Below are 25938 nucleotides of genomic sequence, written 5' to 3'. Positions count from 1 at the left end.
ACTTACGGATCACGGCGGCGAGGTCCTATGCACCGACAAGTTCAAATTTAGGCACACGCTGGATCTCGACTTGGTCGTCGAATTGCAACAACTCCACGTTCTCTGAAAATCCGACCAGCGACGAAAACGCAACGGTGGGGAACGTTTGTCGGCGGATGTTAAAGCGAGTCGCCAAGTCGTTGTACAATTGGCGAGCGTACGAGATCCGGTTTTCAGTACTGGTTAGTTCTTCGGTCAATTGAGCGATCGACTCGTTCGCTTTTAGCTCGGGATAGGACTCGATCACCATCGACAAACGGCCCATCGCACTGCCGAGTGCCCCTTCGGATGCCGCCCATGATTTGACGGCCCCCGCGTCGGTGAGATTGTTTTGCAGACCACTCAGTTTCGAGGAAGCTTGTTGGCGAGCCGCGATCACCGCTTCGAGTGTTTCCCGTTCGTGCGTCAAGTAGGCTCGTGCCGCTTCGACCAAGGAAGGAATCAAATCGTAGCGGCGTTTCAATTGGACTTCGATCTGGGCAAAGCTGTTTCGCGTTTCTTCGAACGACGCCAGCAAGACGTTGTAGATGCGAGCAACGAAGATCGCGGCGGCAAACAGCAGCCCCGCAGCAAGGCCGACAACAACAGCATTGATCATAACAAGAACTCGTGAGGTAATGACTTTTGGAGAGGGGAGGGGCTCAGCCGCGAGGAGCCGTTTCCCGGCGGCGGTGCCGAGCTCGAGAGGAAGAAACTTCCTTAGCGAACCCGCTGTGAAAGCCTAGGTTCAAAGCCAATTCGATTTGGTCACAAAGAGTTTCAAAAAGCTTGGCTCGATCCGCAAACGCGTGCTGATTCGAAGTGCTGGTTCGGTTGCGCGGGTTATGCGGCTGCGAACCGTGTGAGTGCACGTGCGAGGGTGATGTGGAGGTAGACTTAAAGCGATACGCGGCGAGCCCTCCGCTGGAAATCTCGCTGAAGGCTCGATTTCCGACCCTCCCCACTTCGTCGAGAGGGTAAAGCAAGTTGATGCGACGGCAAATTAAAAAACGGCAGGACTGTTTGGGACGTTAGGAACAATCAGAGACTGCTGAAATAAAATCCGGCGTTGGGCAAGCGTACTGTCACCTCTCCCAAACGCAGGTTTGGGAGAGGTCGAGCAGAGCCCACAGCGATGCTCGGGTGAGGGCCGACCGAGCAAGTCGAGTCCACTGCACGCCATGTTGCGCGGTCGGCCCTCACCCGAACGAGGCCTAAAGGGCCCGCTGGACCTCTCCCAGCTTCGCCGGGAGAGGTGACTCGCTACAGCTACCGCTGTCGCGGTGATAGCGGGCATCATGACAGGCATTTGAAATAGACTACTTCAGCATTCTCAATCAATCGGGGGCGGTAGTGGACGAGGCAACGAGTCCTGCAGCTTCATTCAGCCCAAAAGGACTCGTTGCCTCGTCCACTACGGAAAATGCCGCCAGCTATTCTTCGGACGGCTTGCGAGCTACGTGAATTGGCCGTGCAGGAACCATTGGGGTTGGTCACCCGAGGAGATGTCTCGATAAATCCACCACCACGTGCCACAGTCGGTTTCGGCGCGGTAGTAGTCACGGCGGACCGCAGGGCCGCTCCACCAACGTGTCTCGATTCGCTCGGGCCCCCAATACCCCACAATCTGAGTCTCGCGGCCTCGCAAACGAAACGACTCGGGGACTTGCGAGGACGCCAAAGGAACGACTGGCGAGAGCGGTTGAGGTGGATCGAGGATCGTCAGCGGCCGTCGCATCGCATCCTCGGGCGATGGCGTGCGATAACGCGATGCGGAACGATGCGAATTCACCGGCGACGATGGCGACGAGGTCTTTGCACGTTTTGAAACGCGCCGCGATTTGACAGGTTGACCGGTCATCGGCAGCGTTAAATGAGCATTCTCGGGCAACGGATCGGCATTCAATTTCACCCGCAACACCGCATCACGTCCGAGTCGACCACTCAGCTTGTCAACAAAACGCGAAACCGCGGTTCCGCCCAAGGTGTGCGAATCAACCGGCCCATCACTCAACAGCGACGTCTGCACACTACGCAAGGGGCCTGTCAGAGCGACTGACAGTGTCAATCGGGTCACGTCATGCCGCAGTGCCAAATTTTCAAACCGCATTGCCACCAGCGAACCAAGATGCTTGACATCTTGGCTAGGAGCAAACAAGCCGATCTCGATGTGCTTGGAAGGAGGCTTTGAGAAATCGAGATTGCAAAGCAAACGCAGGGCTCCGAGTTTGCGTTTCGCCAACCCAGCCTTGGCTTGCTGCAATAGTCCCTCCATGCGGTGCAGCAGAATTGGCAAATCGCGTGTCGGATACTCCAGTTCGTGCGAGTATGTTAATTCGTCGGGGGCAAGGTCGGTGACCAGCGGTTCGTCGATTTCACCAATCGCTTGACTGATCCGCTGGACCAGCGGTTTGCCTAACCGTGTGGCCAAACCGCCACGTGGCAAACGCAGCAATTGGTCGACACGCTCGACACCAAGCCGGTGCAGAGTCATTGTGGTTTCACGAGCCAACCGCAGCGATTCGATCGGAAACGATGCAATCGCCGCAGTCGGTTCATCGGTAGACTGGGCATCGTGTTGACCGAAATGAGCGATCGCCCAGGCGGCAGCCAAGTTCGGAGCGATCGCGATGCGGGCGTGTAGCGGGACGTCGAAGTGACAGGTCAGTAAATTTTGCACGGTGGCGATCAGCCCGTGCTCATCACCAAACAAATGTTCGACTCCGGTGATATCACACAACAACGATTCGGGTTGATGACGTGGGAAACCGGCCCAAGGTTGATCGTCGAGTGATTCGATCGCGACTCGCGGTGTGATCGATTGTTGAATTTGGTAGCTGAGCTGCTTGAGCATTTCACGATCGATGAACGGATCGTGGGGGCGAATGTCGGCAGCGACGGTGCTGGGTGAAGCTTTTTCGCTTGAGGATTGGTGGTGCTGTAACAGCGGCGTCGTCTCGACCAACGGCATCGCGATGCGGACCCCCAACATCGATGCGCGAGGGCAACAGGCGACGACGATGCGTCCGCGACGAGGATCGTCAGCCCACAGCAGGGTGGGAGCGTTCGTTTTGATCGCGGCGCGATCTACGACATTGGATTCCTTAACCGGCTCGGTGTTGGCGGCTTCGCGAAGCCGCACGCTTTGGATGGGCCAGTTGGGAAGCCAGATGCACAGCAGCCGTTTCATGTCTTGTCTCTTGCGGTACTGCCACTTCGTGTGGAGCCGTGACTTCGATTAGCCGCGTCTGGTCATCAATTTGAATCCAAACGCTTTTTCCCAGCGGACCGCCACGCGCCCGATCCAGCGTGACTTGCAGTGGCGTGCTGTGATTAAGAATTTCAGGATCCTGCCACGACCGACCGGTTCCCTTTTTAACATGCAGACGAACTTCAGCGAAACTCGGTTTTCCGCGTTCTCGCAGAGGGCGAACAAAAAAGCCAGGCGTGCGTCCTTGTTCGGCCGCCAATTGGAAACGCCGAGCATCGCGATCGTCCAGCCGCGTATCAATCGTCGCCCACACGGCCGCGACCGCTTCGCACCGCAGCGATTGGTCAATCGCCCAAACCGCATCAGCAGCACAGCGAGGTTGCACCAGAATCATGCGGGCGGCGGGGATCCCCAACGCGATTGCCGCCGGAGGATAAAAGGTTTGGCGTGAATCGATGATCACAATCGGGCTACTCGAATCCCCCGCCTGCTGGTCGTGAGCACGCAGGGCATTGGCAGCCACGATCATCGATAGTGCCGCCGCACCGCAACCCTCGGCGTCGGCGATCCATTCGGAAATCGCATCTTGCCGCAGCCCGCCGCGAAGCAAAGTTTGATCGAGGGCGGACGAGCCGGTCGAGAAGATTTGCCCGCGGCCCGCGATCCCCGCAGCAGAATTCGATTCGCTGGCGGGAGAAACATCCAAACAGTTCGCTTGCAGACGCAATTTTTGCAGAACCGCCTGGCGGTCACTGGTTTGTGAGTCACTGGTTTGTGAGTCACTGGCCTGACGGTCACTGGCCTGCGGTGTGACATTAACGGTCGATTCAGTAGAAACCGGCGAAGCTGCGCTGCGGCCGACAGCGAGGTGAGAATGCAGGGCAAGCGAAGCAGGTCGCTTGGCCACCGAGCGAACATAGGGTTCCAATGGAAACAGCAGCGATGATTTTCCAATCGTCAGCGACGGTCGCTTTGCTGTTTTGCGGGAAAGAGCGGTTTGGCGGGAAAAACTTGTGCCCGAGCTAGGCGTTGTTTGAGCAGAGGTGCTTGATGGAGCAGGAGGTCTAGATGAAGCAGGGGTTGCGGCGGAGGTCTCCGTCGCGGCAGCCGTTTCCATAAATTCAAAGGTTTGTTGGGGCACGAGGAGTGTCCTTTGGACCATTGGAGTAGGAAACAACAAAACATCACCCGCACTCGCTCACGGGACCTCCCCCCCAGCCCGGGAAAGGCTACCGGCCTGGGAAAGGTTGCTGGATTTTCCCCGGCGAGAAGCCTAGGCTTGGGTGGCGGAAAGCCTTCGCATGACTCCCCCTTTACCACCGGGCTGAACGATAGACGCATCTTAAATGCTAGCATTGGCTGGGATTACTGGAAAGCGTCTTTTAAGAAAGATCGACGAGAGAGTGTCTGATGATGCAGAAAATACGCTGGATTTTGTTGTTGCTGGGGATCGTGATCGCGTTGGTGATCGCGTTTCAGAACAATCGAAACGAAGAAGTGAACTTGTTGTTCTTCCATGGCGAAGTCTCCCTCTTGCTGTTGATTTTGACGGCGGTCGGTATCGGTTTTGTATTTGGCGCGATGTTGACGTACGGGATGTTGCGACCGAAAAAGGGCAAGAAGGCCAATGGCAAATCGGCGGCAAAAACCGTTTCGGCTGGCCCCGCCGCTCCGAATTCTTCCTCGTCGGCTCCGAAGCCAGAGCGGGCCGACGCTCTGGCTCCGGATCGTGCCGACGCGAAGAAGTAAAATGTGGGATAGGCATGTGGGATAGGCTTCCAGCCTGTCATGCGGGATAAGCTTCCAGTGATGTCGTCGAAGCGAGGATTTGCAGCGTTCATCTCAGCTTCGCAGCCCAGGGATTCAATCCGTAGCTACGTTCGCCAGAACGTAGTCCACCGTCTGGCGACGGTAGCTACATCAAAAGCACCAGGGTGTAGCGAAAGTCGCAGAAACGTTCGGCCATCGATTGCGTGGCCGAAACTCTCTGCGAGTTTCGCTACCGGGACAAAACCGCTTAGCGGGGGGCACGAGCGGCGCGGGCGGCGCGGGCGGCGCGGCGGGCGGCGACGAGATCGTGACGCATCAAGACCAGACGAGCCAAGTCGCCCATGTGATTCAGCCCCGCCTTGGGCTCGTTGATGTTCGCTGCTGCGAGCTTGGTTCCAGGACGCTCGGATTTGCGGACCGCCGACGACTGGATCGCCTTCGGAGCCACGACGGCGGGCGAAGCAACGGCGACCGCTGAACGGCTGGCGATGGGGCTGGTGACGACAGGGCTATCGAAAAGCATCAGTTGGGTCATCGGACAGATTCCTGTGCGAAAGAAGCGAATCAGGTAATGGCGGAGCGATCAATCACTCAACTAAAACCATTCTTCGCGACCCTAATGACACGTCTGGTCACAGCTCGAAAAAGAAATTTTGAATTTCTTAAAAGAGTCTGTTTCGGGGCAAAAACGCCGCTCTGCGTGAGCGGCCAAAGAAACACGTCACTCGCGTGACAGTGGAGTCACGCAGGCGATTACGTGGCCTCGAAACCCTTGGCGAGTTTCGCTACGTCAAACTTGCTGCGTCAGCTCAGCCGTCCACCGCTTCGACGTTAACCCAATCGCCGCCCGCCACGGCACTGCGTCGACATGCATCCAAGATCAGCTGGGTTTTCAGCGTCAATTCAGGATAGCGGGACTGGATCGAGTTCTCGTTCACATAGCTCGCAAAGCGGCGAACCATCTCGACTTCGGGTGCCACCGGTTCGCCCGATGCATACTCGTCATTGGAGCGTGGCGAAGTTTGCCGCTTGAAATTCCAGCGGCAGTTATCGATCTCGAGCTGGTGATCGTGAGTCGCCCAGTGGGTTCGCGAGTCATAAAACGGCAAGACAAAATCGTCGATCGTCAAATGCCCTTTTTCTCCCGAGACAATTGCGGTTTGCTGGTTACTGGTCAAAAACGAACAGTAGAACGCAGCCGACAACCCTGCGGGAAATTCCAGTTCAGCAGAAAACTCGCCGGGCACCTGATGTTCGCCCTGTGAGTTGCCGATCGAGGTGATCGTTCGCGCCGACAACCGCGTAGGCATCTGCATCTTGGACGCCCACAAAATGAAGCGGATGCAGTACCAACCGAGGTCACCGAGACAACCGTGTGGCTCGAGCTCGTAATTGGCGCGGATATTCGATGCCTCGAACGATTCGTCGCTGCAAAACGAAAAATGGGTGTTGATGCGGCGAAGTTTGCCGAGCAATTCTTCGTCGTGAAGCGTCGCCGAGACGTCTTCGATTCGCTTGCTGTGATCGAACATCACTCCGTCCATGAACTGGACGCCCGACGCACGACAGGCCTCGATCATCTGGCGAACCTGCTGAGTGTTCACGCCGACCGGTTTTTCGCACAACACGTGCTTGCCCGCCTCAGCGGCCGCGATTACCCAATCTTTGCGAATTCCGGTGGGTAGCGGGATATAAACAGCGTCGATTTGATCGCTCTGGATCAGCTCTTCGTACGATCCCATCGCGGTGACAGCTTCACTTTGCGGCGTTTCGGCAGAGCACTCGTCGATAAACGACTGAGCCCGCCCCAGCGACCGACTGGCGACCGCGGCGACGCGTCCATTGCCACTAAGGCGAATTGCTTTCCAGTTTTTCCGAGCAATCCCGGCTGCCCCTAAAAACCCCCATCTACAGATTGAATCTGTCATCTAGCCCGTCTCGTAAGTCGTGTTTTTGTAGCCAATTTGCAGCCATATTACGTTTGATCCGCTTCAAACGCACCGCCCCTTCGACTGACAAACTACATTACCAGGCGGAACCAACAAAAAAATACCCTCGCCAGGAACACTTCCTGGCGAGGGTATCTGGGTCGCACTTAAGTTTGTTGTGTTTGCGGGGGAGCCCACAAAAATCTTACTCGCAAATTTTACTCGCGTGGGCGAATCGCACCGGTCAAACCGCTGTAATCAACGCGGTCGGTGGTGTGCCAAAGAGGTTGACCGAGCTCGACGCGTTTACGCAGCACTTCGATCTTTTCTTGGCTACCCGCAGGGGCGTCGGTCGGTTCAAAATTGTCGTCCTTGTTCGGGACGAAGTCTTCGTCGTGCCCATAACGCAAGATGGCTTCAAATACGTTCTTGCAATGACTCATTGTTCGTTTTCTACTCCATGAGCAAAACACCTATTCCTACAAGTGTCCTGCTATCTAATTCGTTGTCTGATTCGGCCGTGAATCCAAATGGCTACAGCTGTTTGCACGAGGAGATTATTGACGCGATTACCCCAGTGTCAAGAAAATTGTGTTAACTATGAAAGCAGCCTGTGTGAACTCACACACGAAATGGATGGTTGCCATTCCACCCCCCTTTCGTAATTACCGCAAAACTCACCGCAACCCAATGGACTAACGAATCCCCCCCATGCAACGACCGAACTTTGTCAAGGGGGGATACTCTCACATTGCCACGGGGTGAAGGAGACTTCATCCTTGACTGACGTTTTTCTGAACTCCGTTGGCATGCAAGGCTGTCTTTTGGGGCTGTTTCAGCCCCCAGTCAACCTCTGCTTGGTTTTTGAAGCAAAAATAATTCAAAAATATATTTTCAGTTCTCGACATTTCTCACTGCCCTTTTGCACTCGCTGAGTCATCACCATGTGGATTCAAAAAAAACTGCGGCTTCCCGCCATGAGCCGAGGCTTCCATTTAATCACCGACAAGGTCGTCGATGCGGTCCCCGAACTGAGCACGATGAAGGTGGGTTGGATGCAAGTGTTCATCCAACACACCAGTGCGTCGCTGACGATCAACGAGAATGCCGACCCCGATGTGCGGGTCGATTTTGAAACGGCGATGAACCACGCGGTCCCTGAATCGCTGCCTTACATTCACACGATCGAAGGGCCCGATGATATGCCGGCCCACGTCAAAGCTTCGATGATGGGCGCAAGCGTGATGATCCCTATTACCGATGGCCGGCTGCAGGTCGGTATTTGGCAAGGCATCTATTTGTGCGAGCATCGCGACCATGCGGGTGGCCGCAACGTTGTGATCACCGTGATGGGTGAAACCGCGTAGCCGAAAGAGTGTCCGCAGTGACCTCACGTAGCCTAGGCTTCCAGCCTGGGAATCACTGCAAAGCCAGGCTGGAAGCCTAGGTTACGTTCAATTCAAAGTTTTTCGGAAATCGAATCGACGTCCCGAGCGATCGGCGACGTTAGCGTGCTGCGGCGCCGTGGCTTCTTAGGATCGTGGCGATCAGTGCAGTCCATCCGGTCTGGTGGCTGGCACCTAAACCGGTTCCCTCGTCGGCGTGAAAGTACTCGTAGAACAGCACAAGATCTTTCCAGGCGGGATCATCCGCGTATTGGCTGACCTTGCCGTGGGATGGTCGCGCTCCGTCCTTGTCGACCTCGAAGATCGAGATCAGCCGTCGCTCTAATTCACGAGCGACTTCCATCAACGTCATCATCACGCCGCTGCCGGTGGGGCATTCGACTTTAAAATCATCGCCGTAGAACACGTAGTACCGCTTGAGTGCCTGGATCAGCAGGAAGTTCGTGGGGAACCAGATCGGGCCTCGCCAATTGCTGTTTCCACCAAACATCCCGCTATCGCTCTCGCCTGGTAAATAACGAACCTCGTGATGCTGTCCGCCAAAATCAAAAACAAAGGGTTGATCGCGGTGGGCGGCCGACAGACTGCGAATTCCAAAGGGTGACAAAAATTCGTTTTCATCCAGCATCACTGAAATCAAATGACGAAAACGATCGCCCGATGGAATCGCCAGCAGACGGTTGCAAGGCTTTCCAAGGTTGGCATCCTCGCGTTCCATGTAAGTCATATGCTGACTGAGGTCGCTGCGATTCCTCAAGAACCAATTCATCCGGCGTTTAAAACCGGGCAACTTTTCGATGATCGGTTCTTCGAGGATCACACCGGTCAACAGCGGCAGCAATCCGACGAGCGAGCGAACGCGGATCGGAATCGATTTGCCGTCGACATACAGATGGTCGTAGTAGAAGCCGTCGTCGTTATCCCAAAGTCCGCTGCCGTCCATCGAGTTCATCGCTTCGGCGATCGCCACATAATGTTCAAAGAACTTGCTGGCCATGTCGCCGTAGGCAATTTCGTCTTCGGCCAATTCGATTGCCATCCGCAGCATCGTGCCGCAGTAGAATGCCATCCACGCGGTGCCATCGGCTTGTTCAAGGTGCCCTTGCGGAAGCGGTTTACTGCGATCAAAAACTCCGATGTTATCGAGTCCCAGGAAGCCGCCGGCAAAGATATTTTTGCCTCGCGGGTCTTTGCGGTTCACCCACCAAGTGAAATTGATCAACAACTTCTGAAACGCGCGAGCCAGGAATTCTTTGTCACGCTTCTGGGGTGGGCCGGACGCCTTGTAGACTTGCCAAACGCCCCAAGCATGGACGGGCGGATTGACGTCACCCAGCTGCCATTCGTACGCGGGAATTTGGCCGCTGGGGTGCATGTACCACTCACGCAAAAACAGAATCATCTGTTCTTTGGCAAAGTGAGTATCCAAATGCGCCATCGGCACCATATGAAACGCCAAGTCCCAGGCGGCGTACCAAGGATATTCCCATTTGTCGGGCATCGAGATCACGTCGCGATTGAACAGATGCCGCCAATCGCTGTTACGGCCCAGCTTCCGCAGCTCCGTCGCTTTCACGCCGTTTGGGTCACCATCCAACCAAGTGTTAACAACGTAGTGGTAGAACTGTTTCGTCCACAGCAATCCGGCGTACGATTGCCGCATGATCCGATTGCGATCTTCGCTCAAGGATGCGGGGATGCGGGAAGCGTAAAACTCATCCGCCTCGTCGATCCGTTGTTGGAAACACGCATCAAACGAATCGCCAAACGCGACGTTTGAAAACGTCTTGGCATCGCCGCCAGCGGTGTCTTTGATGATCGGCGAATCAACGTGAGCCAAACGCAAACGGATCTCTCGCGATCCGCCCGCTGGCAACATCAATAATCCGTACGCCCCCACCTTGGTGCCACGCCGCTCGGGGTTGACCGCCTTGGTATCGCCGAGGACGACAAAGTCATTGAGCCCGTCTTTGTAGAACTCACTTTCGCTTGGCAGATTGGGATGGCGAACTTTGTTGGTTTCATTATCGGTAAATAACCAAACCCAATCGCCCGAATCATCCATCGCATCACACGCGAACCAGAACCGATCAAGCGATTCGTGATTGGTTTGCACGACGTTGCCGGACAACCGCATCGACGGACGCGTCGTACAACCTTCGTCGGTACACTGCCACGTCCATGTGTTGCGAAAAAAGAGCTGGGGCAGCGCATGTAGCACTGCGGCTTGCGGACCGCGATTGGTGATCGTCAAACGGATCAGCAGATCGTTCGGGTCATTCTTGGCGTATTCAGCAACGACGTCAAAGTAACGTGAATCAGCAAAGGCCGCGGTATCGGTTAGCTCGTATTCGTCGTCCATGCGGCTGCGTGCCCGCGAGACGTCAACCAATTCCTCGTAGGGAAAGCGACTTTGCGGGTATTTGTACAGCGCCTTCATGTAGCTGTGCGTCGGCGTGCTATCGAGGTAGTAGTAGCACTCTTTGACGTCTTCGCCATGATTGCCTTCGGGGCCGGTGACCCCGAACAATCGCTCTTTCAGAATCGGATCGCGTCCGTTCCACAAACCGACGGAAAAGCACAGCCGGCACTGACGGTCACAAACGCCCAGCAGCCCGTCTTCGCCCCAGCGATAAGCCCGGCTGCGGGCATGATCGTGAGGAAAGTAACTCCACGTCGCATCGCCTCCTTCGCTGTAATCCTCGCGAACCGTTCCCCATTGCCGCTCGGACAGATACGGCCCCCAACGATGCCAATTCTGCTGGCGTCGTTGGGACTGAGTCAAGCGTTCGTCTTCAGCAGTCATGCCAAGTCCCAGGCGGAGGAGTGAGGAGTACGGAGTGAGGGTGGGAAGCGAGAGTGGGGGAGATTTAGCTTTGCCGTTTCCTTCTCCTCATCTCCCCCTCTCCGTGTCTCCCCCCTCTTTTTCTGTTGCTTACGCTTCGTCGAGCAAATCGACGGCAGCGAAGCGTTCGCCCTCAAGCATCGCTAGACTCGCACCGCCACCGGTGCTGACGTGGCTGACCTGGTCAGCGAAGCCAAGTTGATCGACCGCAGCTGCGCTATCACCGCCTCCGATGATGCTGGTCGAATCGCCATCGGCGACCGCTTGCGCGACTGCTTTAGTGCCGGCGTCCATCGGCGGTTTTTCGAACACACCCATCGGGCCGTTCCAAACCACGGTCTTGGCGTTCTTGATGATGTCGGCGTAAATCTTGGCGGTTTCGGGACCGATATCGAGTCCTTCCATGCCGTCAGGAATTTCGCCTGCGGCAACGACCTTTTTATTGCATCCAGCGATGTTGCCGAAATCGTCGCCACAATGCGTGTCGACGGGCAGCTGCAGTTTATCGCCTCCCTTGGCCAACAACTCTTTCGCCAATTCGACCTTGTCTTTCTCGACCAAGCTGTCGCCGACTTTGCCGCCTTGTGCCAACGAGAAGGTGTAAGCCATTGCACCACCGATCAAGACGGTGTCACAGATGCCGAGCAGATTGTTGATCACGTTGATCTTGTCGCTAACTTTGGCCCCGCCCAAGATTGCCACGAACGGACGTTCGGGGTTGCTGATCGCGTCGGTCAGGTAGGCGATTTCTTTGGCAACCAAATGGCCGACCACGCGGGGCTTGCCGGCCATCGCTTCGGGAACGGCAACCATCGACGCGTCTTTGCGGTGACACGTTCCGAAGGCGTCGTTGCAGTAGATGTCGGCCATCGCAGCCAATTTGCCTGCGAATTCGCTGTCGCCCTTCTTTTCGCCTGGATTGAAACGCAGGTTTTCCAAAACGAGCACGTCACCATCGGCCAGCTTGCCTGCTTTGCTGGTCGCATCGTCGCCAACGGTGTCGGTGGCAAAGGCGACAGGTTTGTCGAGCAGCACGGCCAATTGTTTTGCCGCAGGTGCCAAGCTGTATTTGGCGTCGTCACCCTTGCCTTCGGGGCGTCCCAAGTGGCTCATCAAAATCACTCGGCCGCCACGATCGATCACGCTCTTGATGCTCGGCAACGCCATGCGAATGCGGCGGTCATCGGTGATTTGTTGATTTTCGTCGAGCGGGACATTGAAGTCGACTCGCATCAACACGTTCTTACCCGCTACGTCGACTTGATCGATTGTCTTTTTCGCCATGGCCTATTCTCTCAGTTCCCGAAAAAATGAATTGGTGATTCTACGAGCTAATTAGCCCGCGATTATCAACAAACCATCCGGGGTGTCGAGTAGACAAGGGTTTGGCGAACCGCTCGACCGCGGCAAGCGATCACAACCGCGTCGCGGTTTATGGCAAACAGCCCGCCATCGCACTGCTGCGATGGCGGAGCAGAAAGACATCCGTTGCCACGCCGGTGGGACGGGCGACGAATCAAACCAAGCCCGCTTTATTCGCGGCAATAGGCCAGTGCCAGCAATGCATAGGCGGTGACGAGTTGACGATCCCCTTCCATCCATCGCTCGCTCTGCTTGTTGACCCACGATCCATCGGGTTGCTGCTCGGCAATCAGATGATTGGCTAATTCTTCACGCCACGGGTGTGGGGTTCCCGAGGCGTCGTCCAAGACTTCGACATCGGCCGCATCAAGTGCTTTGGCGAACGTGTGGTAATAGTAATACAGCCCAGCTTGCCCCATCCCCGGGTTCGAATCGAGCGAATAGTGCTTGCGAATGAAGTCCATGGCGGCCAACACACGAGGGTCATCGGCGGACACGCCTGCGAAGATCATGCTTTTTAGTCCGGCGTAGGTCATCGAGCCATAGCTTCGCAGCCCGCCCCCTTCGGCTGCGCCCGCTTGGCTTTCACCGCCCGCGGCGGGAGTGTAATAGAAACCCCCATCGTTGACTTCGTCGGCATGCGGTGTGTCGTTACCTTCGTTAGCCAAGTTTTGCGAGCGAACCACGAACTTCAGCGCTTTCTGCAACGATTCATCGTCCGCTTCGTTGCCGAGATCGCGAAGAGCATCGATGAAGAACGAGGTGTTCGAAAGGTCGGGTCGCTTGTGACTTCCATAGCCCGCGCCACCGTAGCTGGGGTCCGACGATTCGATGCCTTCGCCTTCATCCCACTGCAACCCTTTCAAAAAGGTTTCGGCGCGTTTCAGTGCACTGTCGTAGCGACCATCTTTGTTCGCCCGCACCAAGGCGCCGATGGCGACGGAGGTTTCATAGTTTTGGTGCGACGAACCGGTGGCGTAAATTCCACCGTCGGCTTGAAATTTCGATGAAATAAACGCCAGCGCCTTTTGGATCACCGGATCGTTGATCGCTTGCGGACGATGCTGCAGGATCGCGTTGACGCAGAGGGCGGTAACGGCGGCACCGGTCTCGCCGCTAAAGGAACCGTCGTCGGCTTGCCCTCGATTTTTCAGGAATTCAATCCCTTTGGCGGCCGAACGCTGAATCTTGGCATCCAGCGGTGTCTCGGCCAAAACAGGGAAAATCGCGGAGAAAACCGTCGTGGTGAAACAAAACAGACCTGCAAACAATCGCATCATGGGTGGGGACTCGTCCTAAGAAAGTGGGTAGCGAAAGGGTGGTAGGCGGTTCCACCGGAATAACCGGTATCGACCGCACTACTGACTCGTTCATTTTATCTGGTGGGTTCAGATCGATGCAGTTTATCGGCCTCGATTTCCGAACCAATGGATAGGTGTTCGCAATTTTGGGGCCAGAGCTGCCGAATTGCAGCCTTCTTCTTCCGCCGTAACCACGACGAAGCCCCCAAATCCCATGCCCTCGTACCGCTGGAAACGAATCGAGAAGCTGAATCGAGTCGATCGTATTCGACTCGGTCGCGTTCGGATTGCCGGCGGCGAGCCGTTCGCCGGGAAGGATTCGGCATCGCAGCGAGTGGGGCGATCACGAGAGGGCCAATTGCGAGTGGGCCAATTGCGAGAGGGCCAATTGCGAGAGGGAATGTCACGAGGTGACTTTTTCGCGAGCTATCGCGTTGACGCGGCACACGATGTGGCTGCCGATGCCAACGACACTGCTGCCGTGTCAGTAAAACACCCCACTGCGAAGCTCCAAACCAACGCGGAAACTTCGCCCCGAGAGCAGTGGCTGGGACTGCAGGCGGCCGATTTAATCGAACGGCTGCAGGCTTGGGAATCGGACCTCGATGCTCGCGAAGCACAACTGAACTCACGTGCGGCACTACAAGAGCACCGCGAGCGGCAATTCCGACTCGAACAACAAGCTGCTTCGACCGACTTGGCCGAACAAACCCGCGCCGCGCAGCGGCTGCATGCGGACTTAAAGGCCCAAGCCCGCCGGCTTGCCTTTGAAGGTTAGTTCCAGAGCGTGACGATCGCGGGGTGATTCTTGGGATGGTTGCGGTCATCCGCCCCCCAAGCGCACAATGGGCTGACGGATTTCTCTATAATCCAGTCCTTCGTTGTAAAACGAATCCCAAACCCAGCTCCCCAACCTATTTACGGAGATTTTTCGCGATGGCTCGACCCGTTACGCTTTTCACCGGCCAGTGGGCCGACTTGCCGATTGCAGAAATGGCCCGCATGACCGCCGAATTTGGTTATGACGGGATCGAATTAGCGTGCTGGGGTGACCACTTTGAAGTCGACCGTGCGATCGCCGAAGACGACTATTGCGACAAGCATCGCAAGTTACTCGACGACGCGGGGCTGCAATGCCACGCGATCAGCGCCCACTTGGCCGGCCAAGCGGTGTTGGACACCATCGACGCGCGTCACAAATCGATTCTGCCCGATTACGTATGGGGCGATGGCGATCCAGCGGGCGTCAACGAGCGGGCCGCGGAAGAGCTGAAGAACACCGCACGCGCGGCACAAAAATTTGGCGTCGAAGTCGTTAACGGTTTCACCGGCAGCAGCATTTGGCACTTGCTGTATTCGTTCCCCCCTGTTCCTCCGAGCATGATCGATGACGGGTTTGCTTTGCTCGCCGAGCGTTTCAATCCGATCTTGGACGTGTTCGGCGAGTGCGGAGTGAACTTTGCCTTGGAAGTGCATCCCACCGAAATCGCTTTCGACATCCACACCGCCGCCCGTGCCCTCGAAGCACTCGACCATCGCAAAGAATTCGGATTCAATTTCGACCCCAGCCACCTGATTTGGCAAGGGATTGATCCGGTGCAGTTCATCCGCGCGTTCCCCGACCGCATCTACCACGTCCATATTAAAGACGCGATTGTGACGCTTGATGGCCGCAGCGGTATCAATTGCAGTCACCTGAACTTTGGTGATTCACGACGCGGGTGGGATTTCCGCAGCCCAGGCCGTGGTGGCGTGAACTTTGAAGAGATCATTCGTGCATTGAACGAGATCAATTACGACGGACCGCTTTCAATCGAATGGGAAGATTCGGGAATGGAGCGAACCTTTGGTGCCAAGGAAGCTTGTGCATTCACCAAGAAGCTCGACTTCAGCCCGAGCAACGTTGCCTTTGACGCCGCTTTTGACGGTTAATATGATTCAAATCAAAGTCAACGGCGAAAGCGTCGAAATCGAATCGTCGATGAGTGTCCAGCAGTTGCTCGCGACCGTCGATGTACCGCCGAACTATTTGGCGGTCGAAGTCAACGCGGATGTCGTGCCTCGCGAAGACTATGCGTCCACGATGGTGAACGACGGCGATGATGTCGAAGTCGTCACCCTGGTCGGTGGCGGCTAAAGAGCGATTTCAATCAACCAATCTAAAACCGCGGTGCTCGCTGAATTACAGCGACATCGCGGTTCTTTTTTGGGTGACCGAATCTTGCAACGTCTGTATGTTTGCAGCGCGAAGCGGTTTGACCAGATAATCTTTGACCACCGGGAACTTGGCCATCTGCTGCTTATCGAACTCTTGATCCGAGGTCGTCAGCACGGCAACGACAGGGATGGTGTGGTCATCGCGTTGAGAATAGTGCTCTAGGAATTCATACCCATTCATGATCGGCATATTGATGTCCAACAAGATCAGTTGTGGCATCGGGTCGAGACGGGCCAACATATCGAGCGCTTCGCGACCATCAAACGCTTTGACAATTTTGATGTCAGGTCGCGTTCGTTTGATCACGACTTCATGAAGCAATTGATCCGCTTCGTCGTCCTCGATCACTAAGATGGTTTCCACGCTGTTGTTTGCCTTTGCTTCTGACGAGAATGCGAATCGTGTCGCTGCTGCGTTACCGCGGCGCCCCATTACTCTCTAGCTTACGATTGACGTCGCACGTTCGACGGAGTTGTCAGTTTGACTAATTAATGATCTCGATCTTAAGGGGATCTCGAACTTAAGGATTAGGATCCTTGATTCGCTTGGCGTATCGGACACCCGGAACAGCCCGTTTGTTGCCGCAGCGCCCCCTTCAATACACCGCTGCCCCCTTATTCCGCACAGACTTTGTGGCACGCCCCCCCGGGGCAATCCGGATGACCCGTTCATTTCCCCACAACAATGCCTGCGAAGTATTGACGTAACCTCTTTACAGTGGGCTTCTTACAACGCATTTTTCGTGTATCAGAAGGACACGTTTTTCTCGTTTTTTGAGTGGAAAGTCTAAATGGCGGTATAGGGTTCAGCATCAATTGGCTAGAGGCTGCACGGGGCAAATCCGTTAGCACGTTGATTCAACCGAAAGCGAGAGGGCTAGCCATGACCGATGGGACTGCGATACGGATCTTGATGATCGAAGACGATGATGGGGACGCCACTCATTTGCAGATCACGCTTCGCAAGTCGCAGGGCAACTACGAATTTCATCGCGCCGAATCGCTTGCCGAAGGGATCCGTCTCGCCCAAAAGATTGATTTTCGAGTCATCCTGACGGACCTCAATTTACCGGATTCGTGCGGTCTTGGTTCCGTACAACAACTGAGCGAATTGTTTGACAACACTGCGATCATTGTGCTTTCGGGTCAGGACCAGGAACAGCTTTACATTGACGCGGTATCCCAGGGGGCGGAAAGCTTTTTATGCAAGAGCGAGATCACTCCCACGACGGTTCACCGCTGTATTCGGCAAAGCATCGAGCGAATCAAGCAACGCGAAGAGATCAAGCGATTAGTTGACGCGATCCAAGAGCAAACCGTCGTCCTGGAGACTCAATCCGCTCAGCTGAAAACCAAAAACGAACGCCTCGAACGGCTGCACGACTCGTCACAAAAATTCGTCAACAATGTTTCGCATGAGTTCCGTACGCCGCTGTGTGTGGTCAAGCAATACGCCAGTCTGATTGCCGATGGTGCGGTGGGCGAGGTTAGCGAAGAACAGTGCCGAATGTTGCGAGTGATCGAAGATCGTGTCGACGATTTGAACAACATTGTCGACGACATGTTGGATATCAGTCGCCACGAATCGGGACTTCTCGCTGCGAACCGCGAAACATGCGACTCAGCCCAAATTGTGACGCGGATTCTATCCGGACTGCAGCAACGTGCATCACTGCGTGGAATCACGATCGAGTTCCAAGCGGATGAAACTCAAACACCGATCTTTTGCGATGCCGAAAAAGTCTCGCGGACGCTGATCAATCTGATTGTCAACGCCATTAAGTTCTCAAGCTCGGGTGACTCGATTCTCGTCCGAATCACAAGTTCACGGCGGGACCGCGAGGTGACGTTTTCCGTTCAAGATTCGGGACCGGGGATCGCGTCAGAACAACAAGAACAGATTTTCTCACGTTTCCGTCAAGCAAACACGCAATTATTGAGTTCGACAAAGGGATTTGGCTTGGGGCTGAATATCGCCAAAGAACTCGTTGATCTGAATCTCGGCCAAATGTCCTTGGCCAGCACGATAGGCGAGGGAAGCACGTTTTCGTTCACGGTGCCCTTTGACGAACCGCAAGCGGTCGCACAACGCTATTTTGCCCGGCTGCAACAAATCGACGAAAACGCGACGGTTTGTTTCATACGAATCAAAGCCGAGATTGAACCCGAGGCAAATCAGCGTGCTGATGAGATTCACCTACTGCTGAACTACTTGCTGCATTCCCACGACTTATTGATCAAAACGGGGCCTGTGGATTGGCTGGTGGTCCAGCATGCGAATCCCGAAAGTGCCGCATCGTTTCTTTCACGCATTGCCAAAGAAACCACGTCACTGAATCGCAACCGCCCCCAAGGTCCTTTGCCCGCACTCGATGTGCAGCAACAGGGAACACTTTCGATCCATGCGGGGATCGCAGCATTGATGCATCCCATTCGATGCATCGGTGATGCTCCCTTTCCTTCGTTCGCATTAACCCCCGATCACTACGAGGTGAATCATGTCTAAAAAAACACGTGTCTTGATCGTCGAAGACGACGAGGCGATTCGTTACGGAACACGGCTTCGCTTAGAAACTCGCGATTACACGGTCAGCACGGCGATTGACGGTTGCGACGGACTGCAGCAGATCCGAGCCGATCAACCCGATGTAATTTTGATGGACATTCGCATGCCCAACATGGATGGCTTGACCGCGTTGGCGGAACTAAAAGCCGATCCCACGACGAGCGAGATCCCCGTGATCATCGCCTCGGCAAGCCTGGGCGACAAAACGACGGCGCTCGATATCGGTGCCAAATATTTCCTTTGCAAACCGTATTCGAACGACGCATTGTTCGCGGTGGTTGATTCCTCGCTTTAGTCCCTTTTACTGTTTAGGCACGCTTCTCATGCGACCGTTACAAATCCTGGTAGTCGAAGACGACATCGACTTTGCCGAAACCTTACAGCTGACGCTTTGCGCATCGAATCACGATGTCACCGTCACCCACAACTGGTTGTCGGTGATGGCAAAGTTACGAACCGAGCACTTCGACTTGATCATTGCCGATGTAGAAACACCAACCGGCAACGGACTGACCGCACTGGAGTTTCTAAATCAAGACGAGTCGGTCGGCAAAATCGAGAAAGTTTTTGTGACCGGCCGCGATGACACTGAAACGCTGCGTCGTTGCCGTGAAATGAACGCCGGTTACTTGCACAAATCGCCTCATGTGTTTGCGGAACTGGGCGAATTGATTCGCTCCTATTGTGACACCCCCGCACTGGGCCGCGTCTAACGCCAAGTCATGAATACAACCTCCGAGAATCGATCCGATGGTGTCCGCAGCACGTTAGTGGCGGCCGGTACGATGCGTTGGTTCCACTGGGTGATCGTGGTTTTCTCGTTCGGGTTAACGTTGTTAGCATGGAACTATTCACGCGATCAGCTTGACGCCAGGATCCAATTGCAATTTGATCGTGACGCCGACCAAACGGTTGAACTGGTTCGCGAACGGATGCGAAAATACGAAGACGCACTGTGGTCTGGCGTGGCGTTTATTGGCACCATCGATGGCGATATCGACTCGGCCAAATGGAAACGCTATGCCGATTCGATTCAAATCGAACAAAAGTACCCTGGGATCAACGGCATCGGAGTAATCCAAGCCCTGAGCGATCAAGAACTTCCGCTGTTCATTCAGCGTGAACGATCCGTCCGTCCTGATTTCAGCGTCCATCCGATGCAGCAACGTGATGAATATTGGCCGATCACATGCATTGTTCCATTGCAAGAGAACATTCAAGCATTGGGATTGGACATGGCACACGAGTCGAATCGAATTACGGCGGCAAAGAAAGCTCGCGACACAGGACGAGCCCAAGTCACCGGCCCAATTGTGTTGGTCCAAGACTCGATGCAAACCCCTGGATTTCTATTCTTCGCCCCGTTTTATAACGGTCGCGTGCATCAAAAGGACAAACCCGTCATCGATCAATTTGCGGGATTGGTCTACGCCCCGTTTGTGTTCAGCAAATTAATGGAAGGAACGCTGGCGAAACAAAATCGTCATGTTGGAATTCGAATCGAAGATGCCGGCGACGTGCTGTTCGACGAACATGTCGCCAGCGATGCCGATTTTGATCCCAATCCGCTATTCAAAAAAACAATCGATGTCGCTGCGTATGGGCGAACTTGGACATTTGACGTCTGGAGCACCAAGTCGTTTCGGGCAAATGTCGATACCACGCAACCATTGACCATCCTTTTCGCAGGATTGATCATCGATGTCTTGCTGATCGGATTGTTCCTGTTGATCTCGAGTGCCTCGCGAAAGGCCCTTCGCTTGGCGGACGAGATGACACTCGATCTGGAAAACCTTCGTTTGGCAGCGGATGTTAATCAGATCGGAGTCTGGGATTTTGATCCAAACACCGGCGATGTCCAGTGTGATGATGCGATGTACCGGCTATATGGCCGCGACCGCAACACATTCTCGGCAACCTACCAAGCGTGGCTACACAGCCTTCATCCCGATGATCGAGACTCATGCGAAGCGGCATTTCAAGCTGCATTGAGCGGCGAGAGCACGTTTGATTGCGAGTTCCGTGTCATTCGGCCAAACGGAATCGTTCGTCATATCAGCGCCAAGGCGGTGGTATTTTTTGACGAAGCGGGACGTCCCGTTCGTATGCTCGGTGCGAATTCGGATATCACTGAGCGAAAACATGCCGCCTGCGAATTGGAATCCACACGCCGATTGCAATCCGCAATCCAAAACGCGGCGGGAGTCGCCATCATTGCCACCGATCCGCAAGGAACGATTGTTGTTTTTAATGACGCTGCGCAGAAAATGTTGGGCTACAGCAAGGACGAAATGATCGACCAAGCAAACCCCGGCGTGTTCCATGACAGCGACGAAGTGAAGGCACGCGCCAACGAATTGAGCGAAGAATTCGGATGCGAAGTGCCCGCGGGATTCGAAGTCTTTGTCATCAAGGCGCGTCAATCTGAATCCGAACAACGTGAATGGACGTACATCCGCAAAGACGGCAGCAAGTTTCCTGTGCTGTTGACGGTAACCGCACTCCGCGACCAAGAAGGAAAGATCACGGGGTATCTCGGTATCGCAGCCGACATCTCTGAACGAAAACTTGCTCAAGAACGGATCGAAATGGCCAATGCCAGCTTAGCCCGCAGCAACGAAGAACTCGCCCAATTTGCTTACGTCGCCTCGCATGATCTGCAGGAACCGCTGCGAAAAGTCAATTCGTTCTGCGAGTTGCTCGAAGAGGATTGTGGCAACGAGCTCAGTGACGACGCCAAACTGTACATGTCCTACATCATCGACGGTGGCCGCCGTATGCGAACACTGATCCTAGACCTGCTGGCCTATTCGCGAGTGGAATCCGAAGCGCGACGATTGTCTCGAGTCGACGCTAATGAAACATTGCAGTACGCCATCGACAACCTATCCGAAGCCATTCGCGAATCCAACGCTCAAATTACCTACGCCCCGTTGCCAATCGCCGAAGCAGATCCTGGGCAACTCGCTCAGCTATTCCAGAACCTAATCGGCAACGCCATCAAGTACCGCGGCGACAAAGAACCGTGCGTTCATATCAGCGGCGAGGTCCGCGGATCACGGTGCATCTATTCGATCGAAGACAATGGGATCGGAATTGAACCAAGCTACCGCGAACAAGTCTTTGGCGTTTTCAAACGATTGCACAATCGCAGCAAGTACAAGGGAACCGGGATCGGGCTGGCAATCTGCAAACGGATTGTCGATCGCGTCGATGGCCAGATCTGGATTGAATCATCGGCAAGCGGTGGATCGATCTTCCGCTTCGAAATTCCGCACGGCTCCGATGATGACTCGAGTGACGTGATCCAGGCACAAGAAGACGCGTGTTGCGTCAGCTAAGGCAGTTACTTAATTCGACGGAGCTGCGTTGTCGCTTTACCCGTATCGATGAGCCGACGGCGCTAAAACTTTTGTATTGACGTCGGATATTAGGGGGTGTTTTTCGTCCTGCCTAAACTGCAGTGACCTCTCCACCGACGAAGGTGACTGCTGATTTAGTAGCAAACGCACAGGCCGGAGGCCGACAGATAGACTGCCGTTGGCGTGAGCCAACGGTTTAGAGGCGACTTGTCGCCGTAAGGCCGGAGGCCGACACACTGGCAGCAGATGTGTCGCCCTCCGGGCTATATTTTTCCGCCACTCCTGACCGGTAGCTTACGCTACCGGCAGAGGGTGTATCGGCCTCCGGCCTGCAATCAATGCTACTAAATCAGCAGTCACCGAAGGTCGGGGGAGAGGTGGCAAAAAACCAGCGTAACCAAAACATCACGACACGCCCAAAGTTTTAGCAGTCCAGGCTAGCGACGGCGGCTCAGTTTTGACGCTTTGAAACTGCGATTGGAACTTAAGATTGCGCGGCGTCTTTTTTGGCTTGGCCCTCTTTCATCTGCTCGCGAAGCTCTTGGCAGGCGTCCGACGGGTTGCTGCACAACGAACAACTGACGCTGCCGTCGTCGTTCTTCTTACCCGCCAAACCGCCGCACGAACCGCTGATCGATTTGCGTCCGAAGATCACACCGATTGCCATCGCGCTAAGGATGATTCCGAATCCGATTAAAGTAATGATCAACGTGGGAAGCATGCGAGTGTACAGCGATGGCTGTTCGTTCGAGGAGGCATCGGTCGTGGGAACGGGATTGGCGACCGTGGTCGCGTCGGGCTCGGCTGCATACGGTGAGAGTGAACCTGTACCGACACGCACAAATTCGTCTCCGCGGCGACGGATGACTAAGACATCCAAGTCTTGCTCAGCTGCCACCTTGATCCCTTCGTCGGCGCCCAGCACGTTGATGGCGGTCGCCCAACCATCGGCCTTCATGCACGTGTCGGAAATCACCGAGACCGAGGCCAAATCATGATCGATCGGTCGACCGGTGCGAGGATCGATCGTGTGTGAATAACGCTTCCCGTCCACCTCGAAATAGATGCGATAGTCACCCGAGGTGGCCATCGCTTGATCGAGGATTGGATGTGCCGCGGCCAGCGACATCGCGCCGCCATCGGCAGCTTGCGGATTTTGAATCCCGACTTTCCAAGGCTGTCCATCTTTGGAACCTGAAACACGAACTTCGCCGCCGATTTCGACAAACACGTTCTTGGCACCAAGATCCGCCAACCGCTCGACGACTCGGTCGACGCCATGGCCTTTGGCAATCGAAGAGAGATCAACCTTCAGCGAGGGGACCGACTTTTTCAGCGCTGGCGGGTCATTTCGAACCGCCAATTTTTTGTAGCCTACCGATTCACGCAAGCTGGTGATCACTGCGTCGCTGGGGATTTCGTTGGTTTTGGGATCAGGACCAAAACTCCATACGTTGACCAAAGGCCCGATCGTGACATCAAAGGCACCTGCGGTGGCTTCGGAGATTTCCAGTGCGGCACCAACCACCTCGGCTGTTTCCTCGCTGACGTCAAACCAATCGGTAGAGTCCGAGTCATTAAATCGACTGATCTCGGACGACTTCAGGTAAGTCGACATTTGATCGTTTACCTTGCGAAGCTCGGCATCGACCTCGATCGCAACGTCTGACTCAAACTTGGGTGGGTTGTAGATCTTGACCATGTAGGTCGTCCCCATGGTCTCGCCATGAAGCTCACGCATGACCGCGTCACTGGCGGTTTTCGAAGCCGCATCTTCGGCGGCAGCATCTTCGGCGGCAGCGTCTTGGGGTGGCGTGTCTTGCGAAGAAGCCGGCGACACCGCCCCCAGCCACAGCGCGACAGCAAAAGAAAACGCAGCGAACGGAATCATTCGCTGCGTTGTCGTTGTAAGCATTATTTTAACCATTTTAAGTTGTTGTGACGCAGCGGATCGGAGCAAACCCGCGGCAAGCGTCCACGGCTCACCAAAACGATTACCTAAATGATCGAACTAGCCGCCGAAGTCATCGTAAGCAATGTTTTCGGGTTCGACACCAAGGTCATCCAACATTTTGAAGACCGCTTGGTTCATCATCGGTGGGCCACAGATGTAATACTCGATGTCTTCGGGTGCCGGATGGTCTTTAAGGTAGTTTTCCAGCAGCACTTGGTGGATGAAGCCTTGATAACCGGTCCAGTTGTCCGACGGAAGTGGTTCCGACAGCGCGATATTGAACTTGAAGTTAGGAAACTCTTCTTCGATTTTACGGAAGTGGTCGACATAGAACAATTCGCGACTCGAGCGACCGCCGTACCAGTACGATACTTTGCGGTTGGTCTTGCCTCGTTTGAACAGTTCAAAGATATGGCTTCGCAGTGGTGCCATTCCAGCACCACCCCCGATGTAAACCATTTCTGCTTCGGTGTCCTTGATAAAGAATTCACCGTAGGGACCGCTGATTGTCGCCTTATCACCTGGTTTCAGGTTAAAGATGTAACTACTCATCTTACCGGGCGGCGTGTTTTCAGGAGCACGTGGTGGCGGCGAAGCGACACGCACGTTCAGCATGATAATGCCTTTTTCGCCAGGATAGTTGGCCATCGAATAGGCGCGTACGACGGGCTCTTCGACTTTCGAGACATAACGCCAAACGTTGAATTTGTCCCAGTCCTCGTGGAACCGTTCGTCGATATCAAAATCTTTGTAGTTGACAACGTGAGGCGGGCATTCGATTTGGATATAGCCCCCCGCTTTGAAGTCGACCTCTTCACCGACAGGCAATTCGAGCACCAATTCTTTGATGAACGTGGCAACATTGTTGTTGCTACGAACGGTGCATTCCCATTTTTTCGTTTCGAATGCTTCGGCGGGAACCTCAACGACCATGTCCTGTTTCACAGCGACTTGGCAAGAAAGACGTTCGCCTTCGGAAGCTTCTTTCTTGTTGATGTGTCCTTTTTCGGTAGCCAAAATTTCTCCGCCACCCGATTCGACTTTCACTTTGCACTGGGCACAGGTTCCGCCGCCACCACAGGCACTGGAAACGAACACGCCAGCGTCGGCGAGAGCTCCGAGCAGTTTACCGCCCGCAGGAACCTCGATTTCTTTTTGGTGGTTAATCGTGATCTTGACCGGCCCCGAAGCGACCAGAACGCTTTTCGCGGCAAGAATGACCAAAACAAGTGCGATGACCACGACGGTAAACATCGCGACGCCAAGTAGGACGGTTTCCATAACTACAAACTCGTCAGAAGTTCGATGATTTGATTTGAAAAACGCGATGGCCAAACAGCGGGCCATCGCACCAAGCTCGCTACAGCTGAATACCGCTGAACGACATAAACGCAAGTGCCATCAATCCCACCGTGATGAACGTGATTCCCAAACCACGTAGCGGAGGAGGCACGTCACTGTATTTCATCTTTTCTCGAATCCCGGCCAAAGCCGCGATCGCGAGGGCCCAGCCAACACCACAACCGACTCCGAAGAAACACGATTCAACAAAATCGTACTTGCGTTGTTCCATGAACAACGAAGCTCCGAGAATCGCACAGTTCACGGTGATCAGCGGCAAGAAGATCCCCAGCGCGTTGTAAAGCGGTGGAAAAAACTTGTCGAGCGTCATTTCGAGGATCTGGACCATCGCCGCGATCACCCCGATGTAACTGATGAAACCGAGGAACGACAAATCCACGGTCGCGAAATCAACCGTCGATGTGCTGATGAAGTTGTTTGCCCACGTCAGGGCGCCCTTCTTCAAAAACCACGAGTAAATCAATTGGTTCGCAGGCACCGTGATCGCCTGGATCACAATCACCGCGACGCCGAGGCCGAGAGCGGTTTTGACATTTTTGCTGATCGCCAAAAACGTACACATCCCCAAGAAGAATGCGAGCGCGAGGTTCTCGACAAAAATCGATTTGAGCAGAATGCTAAGGTAATGTTCCATTG

The 25938-nt window shown here is 54.8% G+C and carries 22 protein-coding genes; 9 read left to right on the top strand and 13 right to left on the bottom strand.

The window, feature by feature from the left end; all coding sequences use genetic code 11:
* Positions 1–25: 25 nt before the first annotated feature.
* The 3 genes from ABD971_RS34670 to ABD971_RS34660 all read right to left on the bottom strand — a co-directional run bounded on the left by ABD971_RS34670 (position 26) and on the right by ABD971_RS34660 (position 4370).
* Positions 26–637, bottom strand: a complete 612-nt coding sequence (locus ABD971_RS34670) for a LemA family protein (protein ID WP_339941526.1) — start codon at positions 635–637, stop codon at positions 26–28.
* Positions 638–1474: 837 nt separating this feature from the next.
* Complete coding sequence (locus tag ABD971_RS34665) at positions 1475–3208, bottom strand: Y-family DNA polymerase (RefSeq protein WP_345328340.1); 1734 nt, start codon at positions 3206–3208, stop codon at positions 1475–1477.
* Positions 3123–4370 (bottom strand): ImuA family protein, encoded by a 1248-nt coding sequence (locus tag ABD971_RS34660; protein WP_345328339.1) that lies wholly within the window; start codon positions 4368–4370, stop codon positions 3123–3125. Before ABD971_RS34660 ends, ABD971_RS34665 begins: the two co-directional genes overlap by 86 nt.
* 269 nt (positions 4371–4639) lie before the next feature.
* Between ABD971_RS34660 and ABD971_RS34655 the strand changes: the two genes are divergently transcribed.
* Positions 4640–4978: a LapA family protein gene (locus ABD971_RS34655; RefSeq protein ID WP_339941520.1), complete on the top strand. Its 339-nt coding sequence runs from the start codon at positions 4640–4642 to the stop codon at positions 4976–4978.
* Between the two features lie 268 nt (positions 4979–5246).
* On the opposite strand, the gene ABD971_RS34650 is transcribed toward ABD971_RS34655, so the two are convergent.
* From ABD971_RS34650 to ABD971_RS34640, 3 genes are all read right to left on the bottom strand, one after another.
* Positions 5247–5534 carry a hypothetical protein gene (locus ABD971_RS34650; protein WP_345328338.1) on the bottom strand — a complete coding sequence of 96 codons (288 nt, stop codon included), beginning with the start codon at positions 5532–5534 and terminating at the stop codon, positions 5247–5249.
* 274 nt (positions 5535–5808) lie between these two features.
* Positions 5809–6927, bottom strand: coding sequence for a Gfo/Idh/MocA family protein (locus ABD971_RS34645; RefSeq protein ID WP_345328337.1), 1119 nt, complete (start codon positions 6925–6927; stop codon positions 5809–5811).
* A 218-nt stretch (positions 6928–7145) separates the two neighbouring features.
* Positions 7146–7370, bottom strand: a complete 225-nt coding sequence (locus ABD971_RS34640; RefSeq protein WP_008705212.1) for a hypothetical protein — start codon at positions 7368–7370, stop codon at positions 7146–7148.
* 495 nt (positions 7371–7865) lie between these two features.
* On the opposite strand from ABD971_RS34640, the gene ABD971_RS34635 reads away from it, so the two are divergent.
* A complete protein-coding gene (locus ABD971_RS34635) occupies positions 7866–8294 on the top strand; it encodes a secondary thiamine-phosphate synthase enzyme YjbQ (RefSeq protein ID WP_339941631.1) in 429 nt (142 codons plus the stop codon).
* A gap of 139 nt (positions 8295–8433) precedes the next feature.
* Here ABD971_RS34635 and ABD971_RS34630 read toward each other — a convergent pair whose 3' ends face one another.
* The 3 genes from ABD971_RS34630 to ABD971_RS34620 all read right to left on the bottom strand — a co-directional run bounded on the left by ABD971_RS34630 (position 8434) and on the right by ABD971_RS34620 (position 13820).
* Complete coding sequence (locus ABD971_RS34630; protein WP_339941512.1) at positions 8434–11139, bottom strand: MGH1-like glycoside hydrolase domain-containing protein; 2706 nt, start codon at positions 11137–11139, stop codon at positions 8434–8436.
* A gap of 129 nt (positions 11140–11268) precedes the next feature.
* Positions 11269–12462 (bottom strand): phosphoglycerate kinase, encoded by a 1194-nt coding sequence (locus ABD971_RS34625; RefSeq protein ID WP_339941510.1) that lies wholly within the window; start codon positions 12460–12462, stop codon positions 11269–11271.
* Positions 12463–12710: 248 nt separating this feature from the next.
* Positions 12711–13820: a prenyltransferase/squalene oxidase repeat-containing protein gene (locus tag ABD971_RS34620; protein ID WP_345328335.1), complete on the bottom strand. Its 1110-nt coding sequence runs from the start codon at positions 13818–13820 to the stop codon at positions 12711–12713.
* Positions 13821–14055: 235 nt separating this feature from the next.
* Between ABD971_RS34620 and ABD971_RS34615 the strand changes: the two genes are divergently transcribed.
* The 3 genes from ABD971_RS34615 to thiS all read left to right on the top strand — a co-directional run bounded on the left by ABD971_RS34615 (position 14056) and on the right by thiS (position 15978).
* Entirely contained in the window at positions 14056–14619 is a 564-nt protein-coding gene (locus ABD971_RS34615) for a hypothetical protein (protein ID WP_345328334.1), read from the top strand.
* A 158-nt stretch (positions 14620–14777) separates the two neighbouring features.
* On the top strand, positions 14778–15773 hold the full coding sequence (locus tag ABD971_RS34610; RefSeq protein ID WP_339941504.1) for a sugar phosphate isomerase/epimerase family protein: 996 nt from the start codon (positions 14778–14780) through the stop codon (positions 15771–15773).
* A gap of 1 nt (position 15774) precedes the next feature.
* Positions 15775–15978 carry a sulfur carrier protein ThiS gene (gene thiS, locus ABD971_RS34605; protein ID WP_339941502.1) on the top strand — a complete coding sequence of 68 codons (204 nt, stop codon included), beginning with the start codon at positions 15775–15777 and terminating at the stop codon, positions 15976–15978.
* 45 nt (positions 15979–16023) lie between these two features.
* On the opposite strand, the gene ABD971_RS34600 is transcribed toward thiS, so the two are convergent.
* On the bottom strand, positions 16024–16422 hold the full coding sequence (locus tag ABD971_RS34600) for a response regulator (protein WP_345328333.1): 399 nt from the start codon (positions 16420–16422) through the stop codon (positions 16024–16026).
* 519 nt (positions 16423–16941) lie between these two features.
* Here ABD971_RS34600 and ABD971_RS34595 point away from each other — a divergent pair.
* The 4 genes from ABD971_RS34595 to ABD971_RS34580 are packed head-to-tail and all read left to right on the top strand — an operon-like array spanning position 16942 to position 21965.
* Entirely contained in the window at positions 16942–18564 is a 1623-nt protein-coding gene (locus ABD971_RS34595) for a hybrid sensor histidine kinase/response regulator (protein ID WP_345328332.1), read from the top strand.
* Positions 18557–18919: a response regulator gene (locus tag ABD971_RS34590; RefSeq protein WP_345328331.1), complete on the top strand. Its 363-nt coding sequence runs from the start codon at positions 18557–18559 to the stop codon at positions 18917–18919. Before ABD971_RS34595 ends, ABD971_RS34590 begins: the two co-directional genes overlap by 8 nt.
* Positions 18920–18947: 28 nt before the next feature.
* On the top strand, positions 18948–19337 hold the full coding sequence (locus ABD971_RS34585) for a response regulator (protein ID WP_345328330.1): 390 nt from the start codon (positions 18948–18950) through the stop codon (positions 19335–19337).
* Positions 19338–19346: 9 nt separating this feature from the next.
* Complete coding sequence (locus ABD971_RS34580) at positions 19347–21965, top strand: CHASE domain-containing protein (protein ID WP_345328329.1); 2619 nt, start codon at positions 19347–19349, stop codon at positions 21963–21965.
* Between the two features lie 505 nt (positions 21966–22470).
* On the opposite strand, the gene ABD971_RS34575 is transcribed toward ABD971_RS34580, so the two are convergent.
* The 3 genes from ABD971_RS34575 to nqrE all read right to left on the bottom strand — a co-directional run bounded on the left by ABD971_RS34575 (position 22471) and on the right by nqrE (position 25936).
* On the bottom strand, positions 22471–23901 hold the full coding sequence (locus ABD971_RS34575; protein WP_339941491.1) for an FAD:protein FMN transferase: 1431 nt from the start codon (positions 23899–23901) through the stop codon (positions 22471–22473).
* Between the two features lie 96 nt (positions 23902–23997).
* Positions 23998–25221 carry an NADH:ubiquinone reductase (Na(+)-transporting) subunit F gene (gene nqrF, locus ABD971_RS34570; RefSeq protein WP_339941489.1) on the bottom strand — a complete coding sequence of 408 codons (1224 nt, stop codon included), beginning with the start codon at positions 25219–25221 and terminating at the stop codon, positions 23998–24000.
* A 79-nt stretch (positions 25222–25300) separates the two neighbouring features.
* Entirely contained in the window at positions 25301–25936 is a 636-nt protein-coding gene (gene nqrE, locus ABD971_RS34565) for an NADH:ubiquinone reductase (Na(+)-transporting) subunit E (protein WP_339941487.1), read from the bottom strand.
* Positions 25937–25938 lie beyond the last annotated feature (2 nt).

Origin of the sequence: Novipirellula rosea, from assembly GCF_039541335.1 — a bacterium.
Classification (GTDB): Bacteria; Planctomycetota; Planctomycetia; order Pirellulales; family Pirellulaceae; genus Novipirellula; species Novipirellula rosea.
The sequence above is the reverse complement of the archived record's forward strand: the minus strand, read 5'-3'. Positions and strand labels throughout refer to the sequence as shown.